The sequence below is a fragment of the Pedobacter sp. JY14-1 genome (assembly GCF_029269825.1).
GTDB lineage: Bacteria > Bacteroidota > Bacteroidia > Sphingobacteriales > Sphingobacteriaceae > Pedobacter.
Genome location: NZ_JARJHU010000005.1, coordinates 244137 through 268191, shown reverse-complemented (window position 1 = coordinate 268191; position 24055 = coordinate 244137). Strand labels below are relative to the sequence as shown.

The 24055-nt window shown below is 46.7% G+C and carries 24 protein-coding genes; 10 read left to right on the top strand and 14 right to left on the bottom strand.

The window, feature by feature from the left end; all coding sequences use genetic code 11:
- Positions 1-28: 28 nt before the first annotated feature.
- Both P2W84_RS11605 and P2W84_RS11600 read left to right on the top strand, forming a co-directional pair.
- Positions 29-868, top strand: a complete 840-nt coding sequence (locus P2W84_RS11605) for a DUF4349 domain-containing protein (protein ID WP_276090304.1) — start codon at positions 29-31, stop codon at positions 866-868.
- Positions 793-2379, top strand: a complete 1587-nt coding sequence (locus tag P2W84_RS11600) for a DUF2927 domain-containing protein (RefSeq protein WP_276090303.1) — start codon at positions 793-795, stop codon at positions 2377-2379. The genes P2W84_RS11605 and P2W84_RS11600 overlap by 76 nt, the downstream gene beginning before the upstream one ends.
- 90 nt (positions 2380-2469) lie before the next feature.
- Here the strand turns inward: P2W84_RS11600 and P2W84_RS11595 are convergent, their stop codons facing one another.
- The gene (locus P2W84_RS11595) at positions 2470-3213 is read right to left on the bottom strand and encodes a PD-(D/E)XK nuclease family transposase (RefSeq protein WP_276090302.1); all 744 of its coding nucleotides are present in this window, start codon (positions 3211-3213) and stop codon (positions 2470-2472) included.
- A 523-nt stretch (positions 3214-3736) separates the two neighbouring features.
- Positions 3737-4579 (bottom strand): hypothetical protein, encoded by an 843-nt coding sequence (locus P2W84_RS11590; RefSeq protein WP_276090301.1) that lies wholly within the window; start codon positions 4577-4579, stop codon positions 3737-3739.
- Positions 4580-5262: 683 nt separating this feature from the next.
- On the opposite strand from P2W84_RS11590, the gene P2W84_RS11585 reads away from it, so the two are divergent.
- A complete protein-coding gene (locus P2W84_RS11585) occupies positions 5263-5754 on the top strand; it encodes a hypothetical protein (RefSeq protein ID WP_276090300.1) in 492 nt (163 codons plus the stop codon).
- A gap of 36 nt (positions 5755-5790) precedes the next feature.
- A complete protein-coding gene (locus P2W84_RS11580) occupies positions 5791-6309 on the top strand; it encodes a hypothetical protein (protein WP_276090299.1) in 519 nt (172 codons plus the stop codon).
- A gap of 66 nt (positions 6310-6375) precedes the next feature.
- Here P2W84_RS11580 and P2W84_RS11575 read toward each other — a convergent pair whose 3' ends face one another.
- Positions 6376-6711: a metalloregulator ArsR/SmtB family transcription factor gene (locus P2W84_RS11575; RefSeq protein ID WP_276090298.1), complete on the bottom strand. Its 336-nt coding sequence runs from the start codon at positions 6709-6711 to the stop codon at positions 6376-6378.
- Positions 6698-7138: an SRPBCC domain-containing protein gene (locus P2W84_RS11570; protein ID WP_276090297.1), complete on the bottom strand. Its 441-nt coding sequence runs from the start codon at positions 7136-7138 to the stop codon at positions 6698-6700. Before P2W84_RS11570 ends, P2W84_RS11575 begins: the two co-directional genes overlap by 14 nt.
- A 120-nt stretch (positions 7139-7258) precedes the next feature.
- Between P2W84_RS11570 and P2W84_RS11565 the strand changes: the two genes are divergently transcribed.
- From P2W84_RS11565 to P2W84_RS11545, 5 genes are all read left to right on the top strand, one after another.
- On the top strand, positions 7259-8167 hold the full coding sequence (locus tag P2W84_RS11565) for an alpha/beta hydrolase (RefSeq protein WP_276090296.1): 909 nt from the start codon (positions 7259-7261) through the stop codon (positions 8165-8167).
- A 57-nt stretch (positions 8168-8224) separates the two neighbouring features.
- Complete coding sequence (locus P2W84_RS11560) at positions 8225-9430, top strand: S41 family peptidase (RefSeq protein ID WP_276090295.1); 1206 nt, start codon at positions 8225-8227, stop codon at positions 9428-9430.
- A gap of 118 nt (positions 9431-9548) precedes the next feature.
- A complete protein-coding gene (locus P2W84_RS11555) occupies positions 9549-10709 on the top strand; it encodes an AraC family transcriptional regulator (RefSeq protein WP_276090294.1) in 1161 nt (386 codons plus the stop codon).
- 146 nt (positions 10710-10855) lie between these two features.
- Positions 10856-12223 (top strand): hypothetical protein, encoded by a 1368-nt coding sequence (locus P2W84_RS11550; protein ID WP_276090293.1) that lies wholly within the window; start codon positions 10856-10858, stop codon positions 12221-12223.
- 19 nt (positions 12224-12242) lie between these two features.
- Positions 12243-13916: an SEL1-like repeat protein gene (locus P2W84_RS11545; RefSeq protein WP_276090292.1), complete on the top strand. Its 1674-nt coding sequence runs from the start codon at positions 12243-12245 to the stop codon at positions 13914-13916.
- A 193-nt stretch (positions 13917-14109) separates the two neighbouring features.
- Here P2W84_RS11545 and P2W84_RS11540 read toward each other — a convergent pair whose 3' ends face one another.
- From P2W84_RS11540 to P2W84_RS11520, 5 genes are all read right to left on the bottom strand, one after another.
- The gene (locus P2W84_RS11540; RefSeq protein ID WP_276090291.1) at positions 14110-14442 is read right to left on the bottom strand and encodes a hypothetical protein; all 333 of its coding nucleotides are present in this window, start codon (positions 14440-14442) and stop codon (positions 14110-14112) included.
- 63 nt (positions 14443-14505) lie between these two features.
- Positions 14506-14823 (bottom strand): DUF3817 domain-containing protein, encoded by a 318-nt coding sequence (locus tag P2W84_RS11535; RefSeq protein WP_276090290.1) that lies wholly within the window; start codon positions 14821-14823, stop codon positions 14506-14508.
- A 43-nt stretch (positions 14824-14866) separates the two neighbouring features.
- Positions 14867-15322 (bottom strand): hypothetical protein, encoded by a 456-nt coding sequence (locus tag P2W84_RS11530; RefSeq protein WP_276090289.1) that lies wholly within the window; start codon positions 15320-15322, stop codon positions 14867-14869.
- Between the two features lie 34 nt (positions 15323-15356).
- Positions 15357-15944, bottom strand: a complete 588-nt coding sequence (locus P2W84_RS11525) for a TetR/AcrR family transcriptional regulator (protein ID WP_276090288.1) — start codon at positions 15942-15944, stop codon at positions 15357-15359.
- 105 nt (positions 15945-16049) lie between these two features.
- On the bottom strand, positions 16050-19049 hold the full coding sequence (locus P2W84_RS11520) for a DUF2723 domain-containing protein (protein WP_276090287.1): 3000 nt from the start codon (positions 19047-19049) through the stop codon (positions 16050-16052).
- A gap of 177 nt (positions 19050-19226) precedes the next feature.
- On the opposite strand from P2W84_RS11520, the gene P2W84_RS11515 reads away from it, so the two are divergent.
- Positions 19227-19535, top strand: a complete 309-nt coding sequence (locus P2W84_RS11515; protein WP_276090286.1) for a hypothetical protein — start codon at positions 19227-19229, stop codon at positions 19533-19535.
- A gap of 10 nt (positions 19536-19545) precedes the next feature.
- Here the strand turns inward: P2W84_RS11515 and P2W84_RS11510 are convergent, their stop codons facing one another.
- Genes P2W84_RS11510 through P2W84_RS11490 form a run of 5 tightly spaced genes read right to left on the bottom strand, consistent with a single transcriptional unit; the run spans position 19546 to position 24035 of the window.
- The gene (locus tag P2W84_RS11510; protein WP_276090285.1) at positions 19546-20751 is read right to left on the bottom strand and encodes a hypothetical protein; all 1206 of its coding nucleotides are present in this window, start codon (positions 20749-20751) and stop codon (positions 19546-19548) included.
- Positions 20748-22022: an aspartate kinase gene (locus tag P2W84_RS11505; protein ID WP_276090284.1), complete on the bottom strand. Its 1275-nt coding sequence runs from the start codon at positions 22020-22022 to the stop codon at positions 20748-20750. Before P2W84_RS11505 ends, P2W84_RS11510 begins: the two co-directional genes overlap by 4 nt.
- Positions 22022-22831, bottom strand: coding sequence for a DUF3298 and DUF4163 domain-containing protein (locus tag P2W84_RS11500; protein WP_276090283.1), 810 nt, complete (start codon positions 22829-22831; stop codon positions 22022-22024). The genes P2W84_RS11505 and P2W84_RS11500 overlap by 1 nt, the downstream gene beginning before the upstream one ends.
- A 26-nt stretch (positions 22832-22857) precedes the next feature.
- Entirely contained in the window at positions 22858-23349 is a 492-nt protein-coding gene (locus P2W84_RS11495) for a GNAT family N-acetyltransferase (RefSeq protein WP_276090282.1), read from the bottom strand.
- Positions 23346-24035, bottom strand: coding sequence for a YggS family pyridoxal phosphate-dependent enzyme (locus tag P2W84_RS11490; RefSeq protein WP_276090281.1), 690 nt, complete (start codon positions 24033-24035; stop codon positions 23346-23348). Before P2W84_RS11490 ends, P2W84_RS11495 begins: the two co-directional genes overlap by 4 nt.
- Between the last annotated feature and the right edge of the window lie 20 nt (positions 24036-24055).

The window sequence follows — 24055 nt, the reverse complement described above, 5'->3', positions numbered from 1 at the left end:
GAACGATCAAATTTAAACTCCAAACCAGATGAAAAAGATTTTATTCTGTTGCATAATTGCAATAGCTGCCATAGGCTGCGCTAATGAAAAACGTCCTGAAACCGCTGATACCACCTCGGCCATTGCCGAAAGCCCTGACACTACTTTAACCGATAAGATCGTCAAAACTGCCGATATGCGCTTCCGCGTCAAGGATGTGCAGAAAACCAAAGAGCGACTCAGTGGGTTGATTAAAGCTGAAGGGGGCAGTCTTTCTGAATTTTCCATTCAGAGTCAGATCCAGAACTCCGAAAAGGTCAGGTACTCGCAAGACTCGCTCGTCGAACTCACCGCATACCAAACTGAAGGCACGCTTACGGCAAAAATCCCTTCGGAAAAGCTTGATGAATTTACCAACAAGATTGCCGGACTCGCGGTATTTGTCGATCAGCAATCACTCCGAATCGACAATCAGAAAATCACTTATCTGGCCAATCAGCTCAAAAACCAGAATAGGAAAGAAGCCGTAGAAATGCTGAACAAGCATGCCAATAAAAAGAGTAACAATGTCGAAAGTTCCTTGCTGATCAAAGACGACTTCATCGACAAGAAGATCGAAAACATGATCATCGACGACAAAGTAAAATTCAGCACGATCACTCTCGCATTTTATCAGGATAATACGTTGCAGCGCCTCATGGTCCAGAATGATAACCTGGCAGATTACCGAGCGCCCTTCCTGAACAGACTGCTCCTCAACCTGCACTCAGGCTGGATTCTGTTCGTCGAAGCTATACTGGTCATTGCCAATCTGTGGATGTTTATCCTGGCAGGTCTTGGTGTTTACTTTTTGATAAAGAGATACCAGCGGCTGAAACGGGCGGTGTAACGAAAAGTTCTTTGGCTGAGCATCAATCACCTCATCGTTTGCAATCTCGAGATGAGGTGATTTTTAAATCTTTGGACAGAGTGGGTCGCAGAAGTTTACACTTATCATTGATAAATCAGACTATAGGTGATAAATTACAATCACTTATGTTATTAAGTATGAAAACTCAGCTGCTCTATTGGATTCTTGGGATCACTTTTTTAATTATAGCTGCAAGCTGTTCTCGTAATCATGATGCAGTTATTAGTGCCGAAGATTTAAAACATTTAAAAGCCAAGTACAGCCCTCTAACACTCAATTACTTTTATGAAACGGTTTTCCATGAGGATTTCAGCTCCGAAAAACGTAACAATATATCAAAATGGAACACAGATCCATCAATAGCCATTACGGGCAGCCCATCTGCTCAAGAAATAGATTATGTAAAAAAAGCGATTGCTAAAATAAATGATCTGAATCTTCCTATCCGGCTGTCGCTAAAGGGTCATCCCGATTCCGCTTCAATAAGAATTTTCTTTGGCCACCTTAGAGAAGTCTGTACTTTTTTGGATCTCGATAGCGTCTCCATAGCCGAAATTGATACAGCCTGTCATTTTGGACTTGCTAGATCGACAAATTATGATGGCGTAACCAATGAGGCCGTTATTGGAATCTTTTACGCTGAGAATGATCAGGATCACTCTACCCGGTATAAGGTGGTACTTGAGGAAATTGTGCAGTCACTTGGAATTGTCGGTGACAGTTATACCTATCCAAGCAGCCTTTTCTTTGAAAATTACAATTCCTCTAAATCCTTGACAACACTGGACATAGATATCCTATCCTTGTTGTATGAACAGGCCATTCCTGCAAATTATACTCGGAAGGCCTTCGAAGCCAATTTCGCTGACGAACTCTATGTGGTCAACACAAAGCAAAAAATTAAGGGCTTAGTGGATAAATACCAGGGAATTTCTCTTGATGACGTAGAAGGATGTTTTACAAAGGGCTATCTGCTTAAGCACCCAAAGGAAATAAGTATACAGCTGTCAGGTGCAGTAAATGATCAGGACCGAATAACAACTGAACATGCAATTTCCGCCCTTAATGAGTTATCTCCAAATTTAAAAATAAGCCTCGACTCCAGCTCCCGAATTGAGTCCGAGCATGGAATAATCCTGAGTTTTAAACAAGTAAACGGCCAGAAGGAGCCCATTCGTCGCAAAATCGAAACGGCTTTAGGGAAAAGCTGTATGCTTCAAAAACTGATTAAAACTAAAGTTGTGCTCTCTTTTGGGAATAGCGGGAACGATGAGACTTTAAGACAACGGAGTATAATTGATGCAATATATTTCAGCCTTGTACAAATACCGCAGGCGCAAGTACGAACGAACGATTTGTTTGAGGATAAAAATGGCAAGATTAAATTTTTCCCGCGTTACGCTAACTTGTTAAAGTTCATTTATGCTGACGAGTTCACGGACGGCTTCAAACTAAGCGATTTCAAAGAAATTAGACAGGACTTGAAATGAGTACCTGGCAAGTGTAAATAGCTGAACCAGGTAAAACCTAGTTCAGCTTTAATCGTCTTCACCAGGGTGATCAAAGGCCTTCTATTTCTTCTATTGAAGACCCGTTAATTCAGCAGCCGCATTGTCACCTCTTCTTTTCAATTCCTGGTCGTACATATTTCTTTCCTCCCTGGTTAGTTCGGCATATTCGCCAAGATGATAAAAAGTCTCATAAATTGTTCCTTTAAGATGAGGCGGGCAGTTTTCGCGTTCGGGCATGTGCTTAAGTTCATATAACCACCTGTCCAGTGGAACATTACATTCCTCATCTTTCTTATCAAAAGAAGTCAAATCGATGTAGATACATCCAAGGTCGTGATAAATTATTTCGCCGGTTTCGCGGTGACACAAACATACATCGTGGAGGTAGCGGCCTTCAACGCCGATTTTGTTTTTCGTGCTTGCCGGTTCTTTCCTGCCGATAACAGTGATTATGTAAACCTCTGAAATTTTGTATTTCCAGTCAGCAATCCTCCCTTTGCGGCCCTGTTCGTTGATCAGCCGCAAAGTGTTGTTGATGATTCTTTCCTCGAAATTTACGGGGTAACCATGCTGCACTTCTACGATTATTTTCTCACCTTTCTCGCTCGTGCAGAGCAAATCAAATATGGCGATACCGTCTTCATCGTTATTTCCGCGATGCTCGCTCTTGCTGTATTCAAGATCTATCAGGGTTTTTCGGCCGTCAAAGATTGCGTTGAGCAGGTTAATCATGAGTTCTTTGTTTGGCTCGGTGCCAAACAGCCGTTTGAACGACGTATCCATTAATGGATCGACATACTTTTTTGGTTGCATGTAATAATAAGTTTTTACCGTACCTTTATTGGTACTTTGGAAAACATATGTTTTTCCCGGGATAGTTTAAACTATAACCTGCGATCATTCGGCCCCTTAGGATTATCGCCATATTTATTTTTCCTTACACCACCTTCTGTAAAGACCATTCTGATAAAGTAAAAAGGAATAAACATCCAGAATGCCGTTCTTCCCAAATCGTGACATCTTTTACTGCTTTGGGCAATGATGAACCAAAGAAGTGCAATGAGCAGTGCCAGGGCGACCAAAGCAATATTATTGCCGGGGTTATTGTTGATGATCTCGGCAATAAATAAAAAAAAGAAACCAATAAAGCATTACACTTACCCAATATTCCGTCCTGCGGATACGGCCTCTGAATGAGAAGGGTCTTTTGAACATGAGCTTTGATAATTTAGACCATCAAATATTGAAAACTGACTGATTATTTTCAACTAAAAAAAGTACTATTAGTTCGGGTATACTTCCTGAGTTCAGGCCATCATCTATAACCCGAATAGGATCACCAATACTCATATACCGTTTGCGTCGTACCTGGTTTACTAGAGGATGTCGAGACAACTTTTACGGGTAGCCCTTTCTTATTGTAGGTATAGCTGTGCGTTATTACCGGAAAACGGGGACCTAAATCTTCCCTGGTAGGGTTGTGCGCATGAAAAAAACGTACAGGGTCGAACGTATGCGAGGTAACAATGCCGTCGCCAAATTTGGCCAATTCCAAGACCATGATTATTGGCAGATCTTTTAGCGGATTGATCTGGTCATCAAAGGAATATCCGGTCTTAAGGTCTGAAACTGATGGGTTTGGAATTTCGGGAAATTGTGTCGAAAAATCAGGGAAGGTTTCTGATGTCAATTTTGGGATTTCTCCGTTTACGTAATCAAAGGTTAAAGTGACGGTGGAAGGTGTAGGGTTAGAAGGATTGTACAATATAACAACTTTACTCAATCTACCTGCCTGATATGTAAATGTACCTTCCGCCTGTAATTTATCGACGCCCGTATCTTCTTTTATGAAAGATTTTGTGGTTTTTAGGTCATTTCCTGAATATTGATAAGTCGTGTAGTATTCCAATGTGCCATCTTTGTGAAATTTGCTTTCGCTCAATTGGCCAGCCGCATTGTACGAGAGATCTGTTCTGGAGGTCCCAAATTCACTACTTGTCTGGGTGATAGATTTAAGTTTTGCTGAGTTTTTTTCGACTTCGTCTTTTTTGCATGCATACAGTACAGTGCAAACCAATGCTAGGAGCGCGATAGCGAGGCGATTTAGATTTTTCATGGCGTTAATGTCGCAAATCTTTTTCAATTCCGCCTGAAAACCTATAAATACATCCACTATCATTTAATACAAATACAAATGAAAAGTAACCCTCGATTGCGTCCGGATAGACCTTTACAGGCCCTTTTCTGTTGGCTTGACGCTTTAAGCTGCTCACAACAACAGCAATTAAACGTCGTATCAGCTAGGTACCAGCTAGGTATCAGCATGGAGTGCAGCCCTTTGCAAGACCATGATAACGCGATGCAATTATCTGGCTGCTTTTCATCACTTCAAACCAGTAAATGATTTCTTTATATTTTTTAAAAAATTCCTCAACTATGTTGTGGGTTATGCTCAAACTTTCAGACTTTTTCCGCAAATAAAAAGATATGCAATAGCACTAATATTATAATTTTGCTAAATCTTCAAAATATTTGGAGCATTTAGCACTGAAGAACTTTGTCCGTCGAAAACTGGTAATTTTAAACAGAGACAAAGAATAGGTGAGAGTGCTCACGCGTAAAAGCGTGGGCCCGCTTATTTGTCTCTGTGGGTATACCAGTACCTCGACGGACGGATGGAGTGGGTTCCACGCTTTTGCTTTTTAGCTTTTGCTTCCGCTACATCCATAGGTTCCATTATACTATTGCCCTGACAACATATCGCCAGATAGAGATAAACAAGCAATATGGAACTATGTAATCACACCATCATTCGACGCTCATTACCATTCGTCATACTAACTAATCAATCATAAAAACATCATGAAAACAACTCTCATGCTCATTGCGGTGCTAGGTCTCAACTTCTGCTATGGCCAGGAAACCGCTAAACAACCCAAAATCCCCTTTAAGGATGCAAAGCCGCATCCTGCATCGGCTCACCAGGACTATGTATACTCCATTAGCGGCTTCAAGTCCGGCTACAAGCCCGGATATCGCATCGACGAACACGAGTTTGTCAAGGGCAGATCTATTACTGTACGTAATTACAACATCATTCAGCTGTTTAAACTTGCCCTTGAAGCAGGGGTGCCGGAATGTGCCATCGATTCAGCTCATATCCTGATTGATGTGCGCGAGCCGAAAAAGCTGCAGGCAATACATTGCTTCAAGCTGGTTGTGCCTTTCTATCAAACAGATAATTTTTACATCATCATGCAGCGTTGCCTGAACGAACAGTTTTCCGAGTACAAGGTAAAAATGGAGGTCAGGAGCAAGGAGAGTTTTATGGTGATCAGGGATAAGGAATATTGATAGGCGCTAAAGATGCATACAGACAACATTCCTACGATGACAGTCATTAAAGCAAGATTTGCGAGGATCGATATAAAACGAACAAGTGCAATCGACGATATGAATCGCAAGGGCTATACTGGCCCGTGCGAGGATGTCTTTGTGGCCATCGACTTTCAGGACCAGGTGCGGGTAGGGAACATTTCTGTCATGGAAAAAGATGAAGTGAGGTATGCACTGGCTTTTTTAGGCCTGAACTACTATGAGGGCTTTTTAAAGCGCTTGTACCGGAATTACCTGATCCTCGATGAAAACAATGCGGAACTGGACAGCATCAGCCTGAACAACTGGTCGCTGCACATCGACTTCAACCTTTGGAGTGCAATCGGATATACCAGGCCAAATGGCATCATATCGCTTATGAGCAACCCACAGCAGACAATTGAATTTGGTGCACCTGCCCTTAGATACTTCCAGGACATCTGGGATTTCGTCCTGAAGATCGATGCAGAATTTGATGATTACAGATCGGCGAAGCGCTACCGCGAAAGTTTATTTCAGTCTTCCATACAATAAACCAATCGCATAAGCGTATAATATACCGAGAGCGTTAATTTAGATAGCGGGGATTGGTCGGAATGATCACTCTCCGCTTTTTTTTCGCTCGTCTTCATTCAACAGCGCCTCCAACGCTGAAAGTTTTTGCTTCCAAAAGTTATCATAGTAATTGAGCCATTCGCGGAGCTCCTGGAAGCCCTTCGGGTTTAGTAAACAAAATCGCTCCCGGCCACGGTCTTCTACCATGAGAAAGCCGGCTGTCTCCAATATCTTGATGTGTTTGGATATGGCCGGCCTGCTGATCTCGAATTTTCCGGCAATAGCATTAATTGTAAGGCTTTCTTCGGTCAGCAGATGGAGGATGGCGCGTCTGCTGGGATCAGCAATCACCTGGAAAGCGTCGAAATCACGCTGCGTCATGGCTTTGCTGCATTTTGTTGGACCATCGTTTTGCGATTTTCAGCCACCCTTTGTTCATGATGAGGTAAGGCAGGTAGTTTTTCAGTCCCCTGAAGCCGGTATGCAGCAAGGTCAGTTCGGTACCGCCATCTTTTGGCTCCAAAGTCCAGGTCACGACCGAATCCAATGAAACTTTCTCTCCCTGACCTCCCCGCCAGGAATACTTCAGCATTTTAAGAGGTTCGAAATCCAATACTTCACAGTAAATTCTTCCATCGAAACTGAAGCGGCGGATCGGCTTGGCGCCAAAAACAAACCGGTGACCGATCTCCAGCTTGAAATCGTTTGGCATTAACCACTGAGACAGCAATTCGGGGTCGGTCAGGTAACTCCAGACGATCGCCGGGGAATGGTGGAAGAACCACTTGTGTTCGATCTGATGTTTCATGATGTGTAACTCTTGGGTTACGCAATCTAATAGGTAACTTCCAGATTACATAATTTTTTTATACGATCACTTCATTTTGTTTTCGTTTGATACCTTCAGCTGAGAAATGTAAATTGGAATATGCAAACTAGTTTACGTTATCTTCTTGCTTTCACCTGTGCGCTATTTATCGCAGTGGGTGCTCATTCACAGACTGCCTTCAATGCTGATTCTTCGGTTTACAGGACCGTTGAGGATGGTGGTACCGGCCCATACCCGGCTGTGATGATCCAGGAGAGTTCCCTGAAGACTCATACTGTTTTCCGGCCCCGCAACCTCGATCAGTTTAAAGGCAAAAACAAGTTGCCGATCATCGCCTGGGGTAATGGCGCATGCGCCAACTCACCCTGGGAGCATGTAAACTTCCTCTCTGAAATTGCTTCCTATGGTTATCTCATCGTCGCGATCGGTCCGATGCCGGTTGAAGGGGTAAAACCCAGCGGGAGGACACAATCCAGACAGCTGATCGACGCTATAGACTGGGCGCTTGCGCAGGATAAAAATCCGGGCAGCCCGCTATATCATAAACTAGCCACGGATAAGATTGCCGTAAGCGGCATGTCCTGCGGGGGCTTGCAGACCCTGGAGGCTGCAGGAGATCCGAGGATAACTACGGTAGTTATTTATAACAGCGGCATCCTCGGCAACGGTGGTGGAATGCCAGGAATGCCGCAACTGACTAAAGATCAACTGCTGAAAATTCATACGCCAACCATGTATGTGCTCGGCGGAGAAAAGGACATCGCTTACAAGAATGGGATGGATGATTTTGCGCGGATCAATCATGTTCCGGTATTCGTAGCCAATATGGACGTTGGCCATGGCGGTACCTATCGCCAGCATCACGGCGGGGCCTTTGCCAGGGTAGCGCTCGCATGGTATCAGTGGCAGCTGAAACATGATAAATCGGCCGCTAAGATGTTTACCGGGAAGAGCCCGTTACTGGCTCAGGATCCGGACTGGAAGGTGGAAAAGAAGAATATGCCATAGGGGATGCAACGCTCGTGAGTTTCGGTTGTCTTTTACCAAATTAGCCATCAATCGGGTATGAAAAAGACAATACTTTCCGTTCTGTTTGCATTCGCATGCAGCTTCTGTTTTTCGCAAGCGCTATCAGGAAAAGACTTTTTAGAAGATCTGGAGTTCCTCAGGAAAAACTTACCTGTCAAACACGCCAACCTGTTTGCAAAGATCAGCCAGCAAGATTTCGACGCGAAAATTGATGCTATTGCGGCCAAAGCAAATGGCCTGGATTACGAGACGTTCGCCGCGGAACTCTTCAAGCTCACGGTAAATATCCGTGATGAGCATACTTTCATTGAGCCGACCTATACCAGGGTTCTTCCCATTCGGTTTGAACGCTTCAAAGAGGGGCTTTTCGTAACCGGTATAGATCCTGAAAACTCAGCTCTTTTACGGTGCAGACTGGCAGCCATCAATAGTACAAGCACCTCCGGTATCGTTACAGCGTTTAAAGAAGCCATTCAGTCTGAAAATCCTTCTTATTTTGAGGATCATTTCCTTCGTTTAATCAACAATCCTGCTTTTTTAAAAGGGTTGCGCATCAGTGACTCCGATCTCGAAGCGGAGTTTACGCTGATCGATCAAGATGGCCGTCAAGTCCGGACAAAATTGGCCTCCGTTCCACAGACAGGTATCGGTAAAATGAAGCTGGCTTACATTCATAGCGATCTTCTTGCTGAAAAGGAAAAGGGGAATTATTGGTTTGATTATGATTCCGGTAAAAAAACACTTTATTTCAATTACAATGAATGCAGGGAAGATAAGGACAAACCTTTTGCTCAATTTAACGATGAATTGTTTGAAGTGATAGATTCACGTCGGCCAGACAAAATCGTACTCGATCTGCGCGACAACAATGGCGGTAACTCGGGGGTTCTGAATCCATTTATGGAAAGGATAAAGCATAGCTATCTGAATCAAAAAGGGAAATTTTTCGTATTGATCGGTAAACGGACCTTTTCATCTGCAGTAATGAATGCCGTAGAACTGAAGAAAAATTCCAATGCTATTTTCATTGGCGAACCAACCAGCGGAAATATTAACCATTATGGTGAGGTAAGAGGTTTTAGTCTGCCTAAATCAAAGATAGTGATTGCTTATTCTACAAGATACTGGGAAACCTGGAAGGGAAAGAAGGGGCCGCTTAAGCCCGACGTTCCGGTAACATATTCCATCAAAAACTACCTGGAAGGTAAGGATGAGGCGCTGACACAGGTGTATAAATACTGAGACGCTAGCAAGACAGCAGAGGCATAATGAAATTCAACATCACTGGATCTCGTCGCTGCTTTACCTGGTTTTTTATATTTTAGCATAAAATTAATCCGGGGGGTAATCAAGTAGATACATGTTTGCTTTGAATCTAGGTCTGGCGCTCAACCTGATGGTATTGTTTTTCGCATTTTTCTTCAGAAGGAACAATACCTTGCCCAACCGTGTCCTCGCGCTACTGCTCCTGGACACCGCGATATCCTTTCTCGGCAACGCCAGCATTACCGGCGGCTTTTTTTCCCGGTTTCCTTATCTCTTTTTTCTATCCTGGTGCACTTCCTGTTTTTTCGGGCCGCTGGTTTTCAGCTATACCTGCCTGTTTGCGGGCTCGCGGCTGAATCTTAGACATCCGGTGTGGATCGGTGCTTTCCTCATTGCAGGCTTTGGACTTTGTTTTCCACTGCAATACCTCAGCCTTCCGGTAGCAGAACGCCCGGCCTTCGCGCTTTCGCTGCTTCTTGATCCGCTGCCCTGGCAGATGACCGTGATTAATGTGCTGACGATGTTGTTGATCTGGATCAGCCTGTTCGCTGCCACCGGTAAGATCATCCGTTATCGAAAGCGTCTGGTGACCACGCTGTCGAGCCTTGAAAAGAGCAGGCTGACTTTCATCACGCGATTTGTGGGGCTGATTTATCTACTCACCCTGGCCACTACGGTTCTGTACCTGGTTTTGCCGCAACATTTGGTAGAATACCTTTATCTGCCTTGCCTCATCACCCTGATTTATATCTACATACTGGTCTATACCTTTCGCGAACACAGCATTTTCACTACGCAAAGCTACCAGCAATTTCTGGAGGATACCCTGCCGGCCAGCGAAGAAATGCAGGCTGATACCAGCATCGCGGTACAGTTGCCTGAGCCGGAATTACACCAGCTTGCCCTGCGGATCGGGGCTTATCTCGACGAGACGCAAGCGTTCACCAATCCGGACCTGAGCATCAGTATGCTGGCCAGGGGAATGCGCTGCCCGGTAGACAAAATTTCCGCGGCCATCAACAAGGAGATGAAGCAGAACTTCTTTGACCTGATCAATGAGAAAAGGGTCGAAAAATCCAAAACGCTTTTGGTCACAAAAATTCAGCAAATGAAGATTGAGGCGATTGCCTATGAGGCGGGCTTCAACAGCCGCGCTTCATTTTATAGGGCATTTAAAAAGTGTACTTCGATGACGCCCTCCGAATACTTGTCAAAAAATTCCAATGCTTCTGTGTTCGGAGATATAAATCTATAAAAAGCTGATAAAAAGGGCCTTACTTACTTTTGAGACATCCGGATCCCGGCGTTGAGACAAGTCAAGGACTATTTCTCTGGTCAAGTGCTCCCGCTTTCCGCTAGCTTCGTTGCTCAACAAACAGATAACTAAATTAACCTGTACCTATGAAAAACAAGCTTATCACTCTGGTGACCTCACTAGTGATTTTTAGTCTGGCCAGCTGTAAGAAGGGCGGACCAGCAAAGGAACCCGGCATCGATTCGGCGGAGAACCTGCTGACCGATCCGGCGACCGGCTGGAAGCGCGTGGCTGTTATCCCTTTTACCGGGCTGGGAACCGGTTCTTCACCCTACAATGCCATGAATGCTTTTGACCTGGAGAAGGTCGGAGACAAGTTTGCCGTTTTGTACACACAGCATGGTTTTGAGCCCCTTACACGGTCGGAGGCGGATCATTTTTACAATGTGCTTGTTGCGCCGGGACAGACCAACCCCGAGCCGGTATCTATCAGCTTTGGAACTTCAAAAAATGCCGGGGTCAACAGTCCCTTTACCTATTACGGCCAATTCCTTCCCGGGAGTTACGATCCGGTCTTTACGGGTATGGATTACACCAACAACTATATCGAGCTGCGCGACGCGGAAGGCGATACTTATGCGGGAGCCCAGGCGACCAATTATCCGATCTTTAAGTATCTTCCGGACGGCGAATTTCTCGCCGCGTCCATATGGACAGGACACGAATCCTTCCTGTGGCACTATAAGAACCCGCCTAATCCAAAAGGCGACTTCAGTTCTACGTACCGTCCTGGCATCATTGATGGGCACCGCAGACTGTTCAACATTCCAATAAAGGGTTCCGACGGCAGTTATTATGAATTCTCGATGACCGCGAAGGATGGAAAGTCCGGGTTTATGGTGATCCGCTGCCGGGAGGACAGGACCTACGGTGCCAACCCGCCGAACTACGACATCACCGATCGCGGCGAGATATCAGGGCTGCCTGCCGGTGGTTACGATGCGAATTTCATGGAACTGATTACTTATGATTATAATTCTGCAAGCGCTGAACTCACTTTTGTCGCTGCTGACTATGCTTCGGGAGCAATGGGCAGCGATGACCGTAAAAATCTTTACTGTTTCCGCTGGAAGCAGGGACAGCTTTCTAAGCTCTGGCAGCAGTCGCTGGATCAGGATGTGGATCTCAGGAACTCAATCCGGGTTTTCGTCAACAAGAATATGCTCAACGAATGGCGTCTCCGGGCAGATGGTACTTTTTACCTGATGAGTTCCGGCACCGCATTGGCCTCATCTTCCGCGCACACAGCTATTAAGCTTTGGGAAGTCAACGGCTCTGGGATTAAACTTTTGTCGGGTATCTCCGAAGCACAGACGGTTCAGAAGAGCCTGACGATTTCGACTTGCCGCTATTTCGACGGTGCCTACTACGCACTGGCCTATCCGACGGGTGAATATCATTACAAGCTTACCGACCCGCATTTCCACATGGAGGTGATCAAATTGAAACAATAGCCTAACTGCAATTTTAGCGATGAAAAAAAGATCATTTGTTGTTCTGCTGTGCTGCCTCTTCAGTATTTGGAGCGCCTCAGTCGTTGCCCAAGTGGGCAGAACGTATCAATCTTACCAGGACAAGAACGGGCTATACGGGTTTCAGGAGATCAAACTCGACTTCTCTTACGGTGGAAAATCGAAATACCCTGTGCGAATCAAAGCACAGTTTGAGCAGGTAGCCAAACAATGGTACAGGGACATCTGCGCCGTGAAGAAGGACGGGAAATGGGGTTATGTCAATTCCAAAGGCAAAATGGTGCTTCCGTTTCAATACGAGGAAGCCAACGGGAGGTTTGTAAAAATGAATGGCAAATGGGGAACCGTTGATGAACAGGGTTTGCCGGTGATTCCTTGCACATACGCCAGTTTATCTGATGGGGGAGCACTCATCATTGCCAGTGAGGATGGGCAGCGGTTTGGTTTCATCGACCCGGCAGGTAAGAAGGTGATCGACATGATCTACGATGCCTGTGAGCCCTTTGATGATGGAACCAGTATTTTGAAAACGGCGGGTGGCTATTCCATGCGAACTACTGCCGGACTTGCCAAAGTGAAGTTTCAGGGTAAGTGGGGGATGATTGACGGAACGGGACGGTATTTTCTTTATCCAAAATTTACGGATATCTGGACATTTTTTGGCAACGCCCAGTATACCTGGTTTTCCTTTAACGGAAAGGATTACGGCGCTATTCATCGCTCAGGGCAGATCGTTCTGCCTACTTATTTTAACGAGGTTGGTTTATTTGATGACCGGGGCGAAGCAAAGGTAACTGCATACGAGTTCAATGACGGCAGCGTATCCCGTGGCGTAGTATCTGCAGTGAACCAAACTTATTCTGATGGGAAGAAAAAGCGTACGTTTAATAAGATAAAGCAGAATTATTTAACCAGGGGGGACTCTGTACGTTTTGGACTGCTTGCACAGGCGGATACCTCCGATGTAGGTTTGACGATAAGCAGGTATAATGTGAACCCCAGTGGCTATGCTGCCAATGAAGTGGCGCATGCCTACCTCAGGGATTCATTGAATCAGGCATCGGTGAAACAGGGCATTGCCTGGTTGAAAAAGGGAATGGACAAGCATCAGGATCAATTCTGCGCCATAGATCTGGGTAACATTTACCTATTTGGCTGGTACGGGTTTCCTAAGGATGAGAGGGCAGGGTTGCTGATGGCTGAAAAAGCAATGAATGAGCTGCTGGCTAATCCCGATAGCTTAGATGCTTATCTGGGACAGGCAGAAGATGCAGATATGGAGGAAGCCTTGCTGGATATCTTTTATGATGAGTTTATCATGTTAAGTGAGGCTTACCTGAGGGCAACCGGTACGACTAAAGATGTAGCTAAAGGTCTGGCTTGGCTCGATAAGGGGATTGCGGTCGGTAACCACTACTGTAGTCTTTACCTTGCCAATCTTTATTTTGATGGCAGCGGCCCGGTAGCCAGAAATTACCCGATGGCATTGAAGTATTATGAGCAAGCCGGGGAGCACTCCTATGCGGAAGGTTTGTACAAGGCTGGCATGATGTACATCGATGGGCTTGGCACCGCTAAGGATAAGGCCAAGGGTGTTTCTCTGTTGAAACGCGCTGCCGATCTGCATCATTTGAAAGCTGCAGAATTGCTGAAGTCTTTGGGAGAAGGCAGGTAACTGGTAAAAGATTCTTCCTTAAATACTGTTAACCAAAAATTGCGAGGTATACAATGCTTCCCACGAGTTGTATCAGTGCAACCATTCTTACAAACTTCAGGAAGTTCTGGTTGCGTTCGCGTTCCGGATCAATGATTTTCATATACAAAGTTATATTTTTTTAATTCCCCTGTTGTCAATACGCTTATATTTCTCAATCCGACTTTTTCGGCTTTTTAACATTCTGGATATTGATGCTCCTAACTTTTCCGATCTGATAGATTGGCATCGGCGCATTTTCGATAGTTGATCTGTGATAGGCATTTGGCATCGGCACCTGTCTATTCCGGAGCGAATCTGAAGGGACTTTGAGTACAAATGCATCTCCGGTATCCTGTTTCGGCCTTACGATATGAACAGACCCGGTTACTGTGCCTGGTTTCTTAACGGCAGCCGTATCAGGGTAAGCATTTTTCTTTTCGGAAGACTGGGCGTTTGCAGAAATTGTGGCAAGCACCAGGACTAACGGTGTAAAGAGTTTTTTCATAGGGGTTAATCTGTTGATTATAAATATAATAAAAAAATACAACACCGTAGAGATTGTTGTGATCTATTCTTTTTTTGCGCTGGTATGACGAAGCAGGTACCAATCTATGTAGAAAGTACCGAATGGTATCATGCAAGCCAGGAGGACTTTCCAAGTGGTAGTTTTAAAACGCCAGCCTTGTTCCACTGCTACATAAAGCGTATTGATGACAAACCAGGTGAACAGTGCGCCGTGTATCGGGCCGAGCATCTGCACCGGTTGCGGTTGACCGGCCAGGTATTTGAATGGTACTGCTACAAAGAGCAGGAGCAGGAGTGAGGCGCCTTCTAAGAATCCGGCTATTCTTAGCCGTCCCAGGGAAGAGGTAAATAAGTCTTTCATATTTTATGAGAATAAAGTGTTTGATAATTAAACAGGTAATCATTTAAAACCGCATATAGGGACGCGCGGCAAGGGGTGAAAACGGCCAGGGAATTGCCGCCAGGATGATCAGCAATGCGATGCTATACCAGATCAGTACAGTCTTGTACTTCAACGCAGCGCCCTCGGCCCTTTTGGCTTTTGCGGAACCTATGGTCAGCAAAATGATCGAGATGATCATCATCAGGATATGTGCATATTTGAAGAACATCAGTTCTTGTCTCATGTTTCCGGAGGCCGGTATGGACAGCCGGGTCAGCGGACTTTTGAAATAAAGTGTGAGGCCGATCATCAGCTGCAGGTGCGCAATGGTCGCTGTCCAGTGCCGCAACTGGTCCATTCCGGTACTGAACGGCAGGTGGTGCTTAATCCCCCGCCACGAAAACAAAATGCTTCCGGTAAGTGATGCAGCTACCAGCCATCTGAACAGGGAATGAAGAATGAGCAATGTTGAATACATAAAATACTAATTGGTATGTTTTTGGTCAAAAAAATTATCTGAGGCTTTCAAGGTAGATCTTGAATTGTTGTAAATAATTGACATAAGCCTGGTTCCCGAAGATTTTTCCGATGTTGCGGATACCGCTGTAGCCTGCGGTAATGTACATCGCAATTTGCTTTGCATCGTGTTCCTTGCCTACCTGACCGATTATTTGTGCTTCGCGTAAATGCTTTTCCAATGCATCCTGCCATTTCAGCATCAGTTGCATCAGCGCCTTTCTGAATTCTTCGTTTACCGGTGCCATTTCTTCGATCAGGTTCACTGCAGGGCAGCCATAGCGGCTGTCCAGCGTCGGGTTCAGCAGCAACAGGCCTTTAACCATCTGATATATATCTTCAAGTGCATCCGGGGTGCTGCCCAGTACATGGATCATATAGGGTTCCATATTGGGGGCCATCACTTCTCTGATCATGGCAAGTCCCATCATGTCCTTGTTCCTGAAATGATAAAAAAAGGCACCCTTGGTTACCTGCAGTTGCGAAATGATGTCGTCAATACTGGTTGCCTGGTAACTTTGACGGTAAACCAGATCAAAAGCTTTCTTCAGGATCGTTTCTCTTGTTGCGGCCGCCTTGGACATAAAATACTAGTTGGTATGTTTTGCAAACATAGCTACTCTTCAGCTATCCTGCAAATCATTTTGAAACGGATAAATACTTTACGGAAAAGGGTTGCCCCAGAGCAATTACATGAAATTGCTCTGGAGGCTTTCGATCCGGTCATTCACTGCTTTGCTTAGTTCTGGCTGCCTGTAGGTTTCCGTAATCCTTTTCATATTATGCAGTACCACGAAGCCCTGTCTCAGGTCATAGCCGTAATCGTCGTAGCGGCTGGCAGGCAGTGAGGCGATATAACTGATCTCCTTAGTCACATAATCCAGGTTGGCTTTTAGCAGCGCGCCCGCCATTTCATCATGCCCGGTCTGGTAAAGCCCTTCAATGGTCGGCATTTTACTCAGGGTATCTTCAATTGAGTAATTTTTGAGCGGCAGTTCATGTACGTTCCTGATCAGTATGGTAGCCGCCTTTTCAGGTTTCCCCTCATCGATCAGGTTGGCGGCCAGGGTATTGTTAAACTGCCAGGTGGTCCTGGCAATCCGCCTGCTTTCCGGGTCAAGATATTTTGCGGTTTTGAAGCCTTTCAGCTTAAACTTCTGCATGATATTGCTGTACATCACCTCAGAATTGGTTACCCTTTCCTTGTCACGTTTGTCCGCGGTATCCCTTTCCAGTGGCAGCAGCCTGTGCGCATAACCTTCCAGGTAGAGGTATCTTTCCAGGCCCGCATAGGTGTCATCAGAAACCGATGAGCCAAAATATACCGGTCTTTTCCAATGGTTGTTCACCAGGATATCGAACAGGATCATGTCTGCCTTTCTGGCGATGTTCTCCCTGAAGGTCCATTTCATTTCCGGGGTGATCCTGCTGTGGTCTTTAGCAGCTAAAGTACCTGTCCTGATCACCTCTCCGGCATTTACCGTCAGTTTCAGGTTCCTGGAAGGCATGAAGTTGTAATAATTGCCGTCGCTGAGGGGCATCTTGTCTTCCTTGTTGTCCGAAGTCATTACGGCGAGCAGGTCTTTCAGTTCGACACTGTCCATAATGCCGTAGTCAAAATAACGGACATAGTCCCTCACACCCTTTACATACTTGCTTTCGGGCAGACTGATGGGCAGGGGCGCCGATTTCCCGGCCTGTTGCTTCATCTGGTTGATATAGCCGTCGTCACTCAGGTATTGCATGTTGACGACCCGGACATCGGTACGGATGCCCTCTACCTGCTGCGCATACCAGAGCGGGAAGGTATCGTTGTCGGCATTGGTAAACAGGATCGCATTGGGTGCACAGGAATTGAGGTAGTTGGAAGCCCATTCCAAAGCAGTCGTTTTTCCCGAACGGTCGTGGTCGTCCCAGCCTTGCCAGCCCATCAGTACGGGGGCTGCAAGCATACAGGTAAGGCCTGCGATGGCCAGGCTAAGCCGTTCTGCGGCGAACCGTGCAAGCAGTTCCTTCAGTGCAAGCAGCCCGAAGCCGATAAATATAGCAAAGGCGTAAAATGAGCCGACATAGGCATAGTCACGTTCGCGCACCTGCAGCGGGTCCTGGTTCAGGTACACGATAATGGCCATCCCCGTAAAGAAGAACAGGGTACTGATCACGATCATTTGATGGCGGTTACGGCGGTACAGGAACAGCAGGCCCGCAATACCCAATATCAGCGGTAGTCCGAAGAAGCGGTTATAACCTTCGTTTTCGGTGATGGAGGGAGGAAGCTTATCCTGACGGTCCAGTCTCAGGCCGTCCAGTGGCTTTATGCCTGTGATCCAGTTGCCCGCGTCACGCGAACCCTGGCCCTGGACATCGTTCTGCCTGCCTGCAAAATTCCACATAAAATACCGCCAGTACATAAAGCCTGATTGATAGGAAAAGAAAAATTCCAGATTTTTGAGGAAGGTAGGTGTTTCGCCGTCAGCCAGGTGCATCCATTGTTTATAGAATTGAATATGGTGCGGTTTGTTGCTGTAGGTACGCGGAAAGAGCATATTCTTATCGTATTTCAGCTCAAAATCCTTTCCGGCTACCTCATATTTATCCTTTCCCCTCCGGTATAGTGTTGAGGTTTCCTTCCCGTCGATATCCTGTGCGTCAAAGGTCTGTCCATACAGCAGGGGGACCTGTCCGTAATTGATCCGGCCCAGGTAATTGTTCAGCGAATAGGCATTGTCCGGAGTGGATAAATTGAGCTCTGTACCGGCATTGGCCCTGATGATGATCATGAAATACGAACAGAAGCCAAAGAATACGAAGGTAAAGCAGATCAGGCCGAGATTGAGCTGATATTTGTGATGCCTGATGCTGTAGCGGATGCCCAGCGTAAGCAAAACCGCCAGCAGGAACAGGAAAAACAAGGCCCCGGAACCAAAACCCAGACCAAGGGTGTTGACAAAGAAGATGTCCAGCCTGGCAGCGGCCATTACGGAATACTGGATGATGCCGACCTGTACGACCACCCAGATCAGCCCTGAAAAGGCAATCGCCTTTAAGATGCCCGGCCAGCTGGCCTGCGGGTTTTTGCGGAAATAATAAACCAGGACTACTGCTGGAATGGCCAGCAGGCTCAGCAGGTGGACGCCGATGGAAAGTCCTACGATAAAGGAGATGAGCACCAGCCAGCGGTCGTTGCCGTTCTGTTCCCATTTCAATACCGCCCAGAATACAATTGCCGTGGATAAGATCGATAGTGAATACACTTCGGCTTCAACTGCGGAAAACCAGAAAGTATCTGAAAATGTAAAGGCCAGTGCGCCGATGACTCCGGCACCTATGACAGAAAGCGCATCAACAGGTGACTTCTCCTTTGGAAACAGCCGGGCAGCGAGCAGGGTAATACTCCAGTACAGGAACATCACGGTTGCCGCGCTGAACAGTGCGGAACTGAGGTTCATAAAATAAGCCACCTTCGCCGTGTTTCCGCCGGCAAGCAGGGAAAACAGTTTACCGATCATCAGGAAAAGAGGTGCGCCGGGCTGGTGTCCGACCTGAAGCTTATACGAAGCGGCTATGAATTCGCCGCAATCCCAGAAACTCAGCGTAGGCTCCATGGTAAGCCAGAAAACCAGTCCGGATATTGCGAAAAGCGCAAATCCTGTTAAGTTGTTGATCTTTTGGTAAAGGTTATTGTTCATCGGTTTTGGTTTTAGGTAGTTAAAGCTAACCATTTATCAAATCCGGCAGTAAAATTTAACATTTATTCACATTTCATGATTCAGTGCCGAGCCTCTTTAGCTGAGACTTATAGCGGTGATCAACAAATCCTTTTCCGGATTGTTATGGGATTAAACGGATATCATAAAATCATCGGTATGAAAACCAGGTATGTAAAAACAGGACTGGCCGTCGTATTGGGAACATTCATTTCCATTAGCGGCTTTGGGCAGGAAAAGAAAAAATCTGTAGGAAAAACTATTGAAAAGACTGCGGAAAAGGTAGGGGACAAGGCTGCTGAAGTCGCCGTGAAAGGGGGTGCGAAGGTAGCAGACCAGACTTACAAAGGCATGATGGCGCCCGACGGCAGCAATGTTTACATTGATGGCAAGAACAGAAAATACTACGTCAACAAGAAAGGTGCGAAGGTTTACCTGAAAGCGTCGGAGATCAGAAAACGGCCGTAACTGAATCAGGTCAGTAATGTTGTAAAATCTCTGCTTCAATGATCAGCAGGCCTTCGGCAGTGCTTTTCGTAAAGATGAAGAAACGTTCCTGGTCCGGGCTGATGCGGTATTTTTTGACGAGCAGTTCTGCCCGGTCAGGATAATTTCTGACCAGAACGTTCCCTTTCCGCTGTTCTTCCCTTTTTGATTCTTTTAATTCACCGGAGCTGAGCAGTCGAACCACCTTGAATATCCTGCCCGGAAATGCAGTGTTTGCGGTATCACCGGTATAGAGCTGTGTTTGCGGATGCAGCTTTCTCAGACTGTATCGCGTCCCGATCTCATCGAATGCACCGCTTTTGAGCAGCCCGGCATCGGGTTCATACAGGAAAGGACCGATTTCCGTAGCATATGGGTTTCCGGAAGCAGAAACAGCAGGAGCGGAGTTTGCAACCACACGGAAAACTTTCCGCTGCGCATTCAGCGTCACTGCAATGAGCTCAGGCGTATTGTCAGCCCCGGTGTCTTTGTCGATCACCCACAGCAATTCCCTGCATTCATTCCTGACGCTCACTATATGGATCTCCGATACCTTGCGGAGTTCCTTGAGTCCTGCGGCAATATCCAGCAGGGGCGAAGTCTTGATGATCAGGCGGGAGGATCTTTTCAACAGCAGGTCCAGATGGGTGGTAACGTCAGGCGTACAATCTGACAGCCGGAATACCTTACCTGTTTCGCCCCGCCTTGCAGGATCAAGATACAAAGTAGCAAAGTCTCCTGGTACAGACGCTAAATAGGTCAGGCCATCGCCTGCAACAAACCGGACGTTGTCGCGTCCGAGTACAACTGCATTGTGTGCCGCGATCTCAGAAAGTTCCGGGTTGAGTTCACAGTGTGTCACCGAGGCGACCTTTAACGAAAAATAATAGCTGTCTACACCGAAACCACCGGTAAGATCGATCAGGCTGTTGCCCCTGGCCAGTTCGGCTTTATAGGCTGCGGTCACTTCGGAAGAGCTCTGTTCTATAGAAATTGAGGGTGGAAAATAAATGCCGGGAGTATTGTACCACAAAGGCAGCTTTTTTTTTGCTTTCTGTCTGGATGCCATCTGTTCCGCAAGTTCCCTGCTGCTGATTTCCGGGAAGGGGCTTTTGGACATAGCTGCCAGGTGAACATCTGCTGCTGTTCTGCTGCGGATGTATTCCTGAACGGGTCCGTCCAGCAGGTGCCGGTTCATGCCGGTACCGTTTTGTCCCGCATCACGATCTGGCAGGTATACCTGCTCTTCACCTCCAGTAATATGTTCTTGCCGGCAGTTACACGGTCAATCGTCTCCTGGTTGTAGTAGCGGATCGTGACCAGTTCCAGTCCGGTATTGTACTTTACTTTATAATGTACCGAAAGATCGGCGATCAGCGCCTGCAGTTTGGCGGCATCATGGTCGAAGCTCACCGAAAAACTGATCGCCGAGTTCAGCATCGTCGTGATTTTGATCTTGTGCTTGTGGAACAGGCTGAAGATATCGCTTAGGTTTTCCTCGATGATGAACGAGAAGTCCTTCGGAAAGATCGAGATCAGCGCCTGGTTGATCTTAAAGATAAAGGAAGGTACCGGCAGGTGATTATTCGCACTGGTAATGTCCGTTCCTTCCGCATCGGGATGCAAAAAGGAGCGTACCAGCAGCGGGATGTTCTTATTCTGAATCGGTTTTATGGTCTTGGGATGGATGATCGTAGCGCCGTAATACGCCAGTTCTATCGCGTCATGATATGAAAGTTGCGGAATGCGCTGCGTTTCGTCGAACCATTTGGGGTCGGCGTTCAGCACCCCAGGTACGTCTTTCCAGATGGTCACGGACTTGGCGTCCAGGCAGGAGGCGAAGATCGCCGCCGAATAATCGGAACCGTCCCTCCCCAGCGTCGTCGTAAAGTTCTCGCTGGTGCTGCCGATAAAGCCCTGGGTGACGGCGATACTCCGCTCGAGCAGCGGCAGGAGCTTTTTGCGGATGTCGTTTTCGGTTTTCTCCCAGTTTACCTTGCCTTCCCGGTAGGTGTTGTCCGTGTGGATATAGTTGCGCGCATCTGTCCATTCCACATTGCAGCCCGCTTCCTTTAAATAAGCGGCGACGATCTTGGTGGACAGGATCTCGCCGACAGATACGATCTGGTCATAAATATAATCCGGGGCATCTTCGTCGGGCTCTTCTTCCAGTATCCAGTCAATTTCTACAAAGGTATTGGCGATGTCGTCAAAAACGGGGTGCCCGGCACTGAACAACTGTTCCAGTATCTGGTAGTGGAAAGCCTTTACCTCATCAAACACTGTCTGTACATCGTCCCGGCCTTCCAGATAGGCCCTGTACAGTTCCTCCAGTTTGTTGGTTATCTTTCCCATGGCTGAAACTACGACCAGCAAGCCATTGTCTTTGTGCCTTAAAACGATACCTGCAAGGTTCTTTACACCTTCTGCATCCTTTACGGATGCCCCTCCAAATTTATATACCAGCATTAATAGTTTGTTAATAGTGAATTGGGTCTGGCAATGTCTTTCAGTTCAGCAAAAGGAATGGTCAGTTCTGTCTTGCCAAAAACATAGGCCTTGATCTCATACGGATTGTAAAGGAACATCAGGCCTTTGTCCGTTATGGTAAAATTATCATTCAGTGCAAAGACATTGTCCTTGAAGAAGTAGCCGTCCGCCAGGCTTGCCTTTGGTGCCAGCTTCTCCTGCGCCCTGAAGATCTTTTCTGCAATTGCAGTCAGCTGCTTTTTCCCTCCGGGGACCAGCAGTGAATCCAGCAGGATTTCCCGCTGTCTGGCCGGGTCATAGTTCAGGTAGGAAAATACGGTATTCGGATGGGCGCCGCCTTCATAGCTCACAAAAGTATTCAGTAAGGATAGATATCCGGGGCGTTGGGCCACTACTTTATTGCTGATGTCGAGGAACCAGGTCTGTCCGTATTCCTTTTCCTGGGCCTTAAAGGATTCAAAACCGCTGATGAAGCCATTGGCATATTCCTGATAATCCTTATAGTGTTTATCCGGGCCGGAAGTGGCCATGGTCTTCAGTAGCACGAACTGGTTGACCGCTTCGTCTTTGAAACGCGGAAATGAGATCACTGCTTTTGAAGTGTCTGTTACGTTCGGGCTGGGCGATACCGGTGCCTTACTGTACACCTTTACTGAATCATAGGTATAGGGCAGGGTATCTGCGGCTGTGACCAGGGCCGTGCTGTCTGCTCCGCCGGTGGCCCTGTTCTCACTCTGGCAGGACGCAAGGCCGATTGCTGCCAGAATGAATACGCTGATTTTTCTCATAGGTATGTGTATTAGGTGAATAATGTTCAGGTCTCCTGTAAAATTTGCTGATGCAGTTGCTCCAGCTGTTCTTTTGAAAAAGAGGCATTCAGCCATTCGGGATCCAGCCCTGCGCCATATTTATTGTAAAAATTGATGCCGGGTGCATTCCAGTCCAGTACCTGCCAGTTCATGCCGTTGTATCTGCCTTCGCTGGCTTCCCTAATTACCCTTTCAAACAGGAGCTTTCCGATGCCCCTGCCACGATGGCTTTCGGTCACCAGGAAGTCTTCGAGGTAAAGCCTGCAACCTTTCCAGGTACTGTACCGGGTATAGAACAGCGCAAAGCCTACAATCGTTTGGTTTTCTTCGGCAACAAAGGCCTTCCACACTGGTTTTTCGCCAAATCCCGCGGCTTCAAATTCTTCCTGGGTTACAGTTACTTCTTCAGGTGCGCGCTCGTACAAAGCCAGTTCGCGGACCAGTTCCAGCAACCTGGGACAGTCCTCACGCCTGGCAGTCCTTAGTTCAATGCTCATTGGGCAGTGCTGGCTTTAGTGGTTCTTTTACCAAAAATACTGCTGCCGATCCGTACCATGGTGCTTCCGGCCGTAACTGCCAGCTTGTAATCCGCAGACATCCCCATGGAAATCTCGTTGAAGTACTCGTCCTTCCTGAAATAGCTTACTTTGATCCCGTCAAAAAGTACCTTCAGCTCCTTAAACTCTTCGCTGGTCTGCCGCTCAGAGGCATTGTTGGTGGCAATGCCCATCAGGCCCCTGATGCGCACATGCTTCATAGCCTGGAACTCCTCAGACCTCAGCAGTTCTACAGCCTCGTCGAAGCCAAGGCCGAATTTGCTGTCTTCATCCGCAATATAGATCTGCAGCAGGCAATCGATCACCCGGTTGTTTTTGGCAGCCTGCTTATTGATCTCGGTCAGCAGCTTCAGGCTGTCGACAGATTCGATCATGCTGATGAAAGGCGCGATGTATTTTACCTTATTGGTCTGCAAATGTCCGATCAGGTGCCACCGGATGTCTCCGGGCAGCTGCGCCTGTTTTTCTACCAGTTCCTGCACAATGTTTTCTCCGAACACACGCTGACCGGCATTGTAGGCCTCAAGTACTGCATCCGCCTGCTGGAACTTGGACACTGCTACCAGCTGGACACCGCTTGCCTCCAGTTCAGTTTTATATTTCGATAAGTTATCGGCTATACTCATTTATCCGTATTTTTGGTAAA

Excerpts from the sequence above, each read along its gene's own strand:
- P2W84_RS11605 (WP_276090304.1), top strand. The coding sequence starts at position 29 with ATGAAAAAGATTTTATTCTGTTGCATAATTGCAATAGCTGCCATAGGC.
- P2W84_RS11595 (WP_276090302.1), bottom strand. The coding sequence starts at position 3,213 with ATGCAACCAAAAAAGTATGTCGATCCATTAATGGATACGTCGTTCAAA.
- P2W84_RS11590 (WP_276090301.1), bottom strand. The coding sequence starts at position 4,579 with ATGATAGTGGATGTATTTATAGGTTTTCAGGCGGAATTGAAAAAGATT.
- P2W84_RS11585 (WP_276090300.1), top strand. The coding sequence starts at position 5,263 with ATGAAAACAACTCTCATGCTCATTGCGGTGCTAGGTCTCAACTTCTGC.
- P2W84_RS11580 (WP_276090299.1), top strand. The coding sequence starts at position 5,791 with ATGACAGTCATTAAAGCAAGATTTGCGAGGATCGATATAAAACGAACA.
- P2W84_RS11575 (WP_276090298.1), bottom strand. The coding sequence starts at position 6,711 with ATGACGCAGCGTGATTTCGACGCTTTCCAGGTGATTGCTGATCCCAGC.
- P2W84_RS11570 (WP_276090297.1), bottom strand. The coding sequence starts at position 7,138 with ATGAAACATCAGATCGAACACAAGTGGTTCTTCCACCATTCCCCGGCG.
- P2W84_RS11565 (WP_276090296.1), top strand. The coding sequence starts at position 7,259 with ATGCAAACTAGTTTACGTTATCTTCTTGCTTTCACCTGTGCGCTATTT.
- P2W84_RS11560 (WP_276090295.1), top strand. The coding sequence starts at position 8,225 with ATGAAAAAGACAATACTTTCCGTTCTGTTTGCATTCGCATGCAGCTTC.
- P2W84_RS11555 (WP_276090294.1), top strand. The coding sequence starts at position 9,549 with ATGTTTGCTTTGAATCTAGGTCTGGCGCTCAACCTGATGGTATTGTTT.
- P2W84_RS11550 (WP_276090293.1), top strand. The coding sequence starts at position 10,856 with ATGAAAAACAAGCTTATCACTCTGGTGACCTCACTAGTGATTTTTAGT.
- P2W84_RS11545 (WP_276090292.1), top strand. The coding sequence starts at position 12,243 with ATGAAAAAAAGATCATTTGTTGTTCTGCTGTGCTGCCTCTTCAGTATT.
- P2W84_RS11540 (WP_276090291.1), bottom strand. The coding sequence starts at position 14,442 with ATGAAAAAACTCTTTACACCGTTAGTCCTGGTGCTTGCCACAATTTCT.
- P2W84_RS11535 (WP_276090290.1), bottom strand. The coding sequence starts at position 14,823 with ATGAAAGACTTATTTACCTCTTCCCTGGGACGGCTAAGAATAGCCGGA.
- P2W84_RS11530 (WP_276090289.1), bottom strand. The coding sequence starts at position 15,322 with ATGTATTCAACATTGCTCATTCTTCATTCCCTGTTCAGATGGCTGGTA.
- P2W84_RS11525 (WP_276090288.1), bottom strand. The coding sequence starts at position 15,944 with ATGTCCAAGGCGGCCGCAACAAGAGAAACGATCCTGAAGAAAGCTTTT.
- P2W84_RS11520 (WP_276090287.1), bottom strand. The coding sequence starts at position 19,049 with ATGAACAATAACCTTTACCAAAAGATCAACAACTTAACAGGATTTGCG.
- P2W84_RS11515 (WP_276090286.1), top strand. The coding sequence starts at position 19,227 with ATGAAAACCAGGTATGTAAAAACAGGACTGGCCGTCGTATTGGGAACA.
- P2W84_RS11510 (WP_276090285.1), bottom strand. The coding sequence starts at position 20,751 with ATGAACCGGCACCTGCTGGACGGACCCGTTCAGGAATACATCCGCAGC.
- P2W84_RS11505 (WP_276090284.1), bottom strand. The coding sequence starts at position 22,022 with ATGCTGGTATATAAATTTGGAGGGGCATCCGTAAAGGATGCAGAAGGT.
- P2W84_RS11500 (WP_276090283.1), bottom strand. The coding sequence starts at position 22,831 with ATGAGAAAAATCAGCGTATTCATTCTGGCAGCAATCGGCCTTGCGTCC.
- P2W84_RS11495 (WP_276090282.1), bottom strand. The coding sequence starts at position 23,349 with ATGAGCATTGAACTAAGGACTGCCAGGCGTGAGGACTGTCCCAGGTTG.
- P2W84_RS11490 (WP_276090281.1), bottom strand. The coding sequence starts at position 24,035 with ATGAGTATAGCCGATAACTTATCGAAATATAAAACTGAACTGGAGGCA.